The sequence below is a fragment of the Catenibacterium sp. AM22-6LB genome (genome assembly GCF_003435615.1).
Taxonomy (GTDB): domain Bacteria; phylum Bacillota_I; class Bacilli_A; order Erysipelotrichales; family Coprobacillaceae; genus Catenibacterium; species Catenibacterium mitsuoka_A.
In genome coordinates, this window is record NZ_QTUM01000102.1 from 1 (window position 1) to 2,452 (window position 2,452).

At 31.3% G+C, this 2,452-nt stretch carries 2 protein-coding genes; both read right to left on the minus strand.

What is annotated here, in order from left to right; all coding sequences use genetic code 11:
• Window positions 1-201 precede the first annotated feature (201 nt).
• Window positions 202-1,818 carry an SWIM zinc finger domain-containing protein gene (locus DW269_RS12330; protein ID WP_117460302.1) on the minus strand — a complete coding sequence of 539 codons (1,617 nt, stop codon included), beginning with the start codon at window positions 1,816-1,818 and terminating at the stop codon, window positions 202-204.
• A 178-nt stretch (window positions 1,819-1,996) separates the two neighbouring features.
• Window positions 1,997-2,452: hypothetical protein (locus DW269_RS12670; RefSeq protein WP_199412138.1), on the minus strand; the 456-nt coding region annotated here is incomplete at its 5' end.

Sequence of the window (2,452 nt, forward strand, 5' to 3'; positions counted from 1 at the left end):
TTGCGAATTATGCTGCAAAACAAAAGCACCGTTATGGTGCTAATGTTTGATTATTTTTGAGACATTATCAATTTCGGTTGACAAGTATCCAACAATTGAAATATATCTAACTATCATTTAATTTAGCTGCTTCATTTACGTTTTCCTTTGATGACTCTTTTTTATGTAAAAGAAGGATGTAAAAAAGTCCACCGGAGTGGACTATACTCTATTTAATTCATCCAGCATTGCGCTTCTGTTTTTATATTGAATCTTCCATTTCTTGATGATTTCATCAACGACTTTATCACCGCCGATAATAGATTTCATGATTCTTAACTCTTCTACAATTTGGTAATAATGCTTTCTGCTCCCAGTAGATTCAGCCTGCTTTTCAACATTTTCTCGATATATCTGAAGCAGCTGTTCAGAATATTTCTCACTAAGCAAATCAGTATATTGATGCAGCAAATATTTATCGTCACTTCTAAAAAGAACGTCTAAAAGCTGTTCATATAGTTGCTCTGTTTCTAATATTTCACATAAGAACCTTCCAGGAGTAAGCTGTTCAATTATAGAGTCTCTTTCCTTGATCCATTCTTTATCAGAAAAGAGACTTCTCAGCTCAACATAATCCTCTAAATTAGTATCATTGAAAAAGAGAATCAAATTCTTTAATTCTTTTCTGTAAGCTTTGATATTTCCCTGCTTCTTATAAATATCTTTCTTCAATTTTATATTAAACTTCATACGATCTTGATTTTCATATTCAAAATCAATACATTCGTCAATATAATCTAAAGCCTTGTCATATTCTTTATTATTAATACAAGTATAGACACAGTCCATTCTAATAGGAATATATTCCCAGTACTTTTTATGAACAGCACTTATCTCCTTCTTTGATGCTTTATTCTTCTTTAAGAGTTCAAGATACTTTTTCGCAAATCCTTCAATTGCATATCCTCTATTAAAAATATCATCATGACTTTCTATGTAGTCTAACTGTTTTTTCACAAGATCAAGCTTCAGCTTTAAGAATTCTTTACCACTTAAACAATCAAAAAATATTTCAATAATCTTTTGGCTATCATAATAATCTCTCATGCTGTTGAGGTATTGTCCTAATTCAACAAAAGCTTCTAATCTTTCTAAGTCATCCATACACATAATTATATTTGCCCATTGGTTTATAATGATAACAGAAAGTGCAACCGTTTCACCTCCATTATCCTCAATATCTAGCTTATAGAATACTTCATAAGCTTTTAATAAGAATCTAAATGCGAGGGAATATTGATCCCTTTTCTTTAAAACATCAAGCCACTTATCAACAGCACCTTCATAGTTATCACAAAAATCACGGCTAAATTCATAATCGATATAATGATAACCATCACTATAAGAATCACAAACTCCCTCCAAATCATCAATCATTGTATCTAGAGAAAATTCATTTTGCGTATATTGTTTAAAGGTTTCTACTAAATCAGGATTATCATCAAGTACTTGAATAAGAAATGATCGTACATCCTCTTCTGAAGCATCTTCAACAAGCTGTAAACTATCTATTTCTGGATGAGTCACTCTTAATTGCCACTCATATAAAACAGCTGCCATGTGCTTACAATTATGTCCATCTAATGCATAAGGACAATCACAGGACATGCCTATTATTTTATTTCCATTTAATTTGATTTCTACATGATAAAAATCTGTCCCATTAACAACTGCTTTAATCCTATTAGAATTAACACGTAAATCTTCTACGCGTTCATCAAAATAATAGTCATACCCCCTATCCAATATTCGTTTTTGAAAATAAGTTTCCCATTCCATATAGGTACCTCCAATGTATAGTTTTATTATAGCAAGGTAGAAAAGAAGTAATATTAATATTATTTCTACAAGTACGCTCAAAGAAATTGCGATAACACTTCTTCACTTTACGGTAATGTCTTGTAGTCAGACTGAATGAGTGCCCTGCCAAGCATACAATAAGAAAATCACACCGGACTTATATTCTGCTTAACTCATCCATCATTGCAGTTCTGTTTTTGTATTGATCCTTCCATTTCTTGATAATTTCATCTACGACTTTATCACCACCAGTAATAGATTTCATGACTCTTAAATCTCCTACTAATTGATGATAATATGATCTACTTCTTGCATGCTCTGCCTCTGTTTCAACAGCCACTCTATACATATGAAGTAACTGTTCAGGATATTCATCTTTAAGAAGATGAGTATATTGTTTCAACAAGCTTTTATTGTTACTTTTTATTATACTATCAAGTAATTGTTTATGAAGGTTCTCATGGGCGTATATATCACATAAGAGCCAATCAGAATTGATCTGTTTAATGATAGAATCTCTTTCCTTAATCCACTCTTCACTCGTATACAAATTTTTTAATTCTGTTATGAAATGACGATTGTCAAGTGGAAATATCACATTTCTTTGATTATC

Bases quoted from the DNA above. Each gene is read 5' to 3' on its own strand.
- DW269_RS12330 (WP_117460302.1), bottom strand. From the start codon at position 1,818: ATGGAATGGGAAACTTATTTTCAAAAACGAATATTGGATAGGGGGTAT.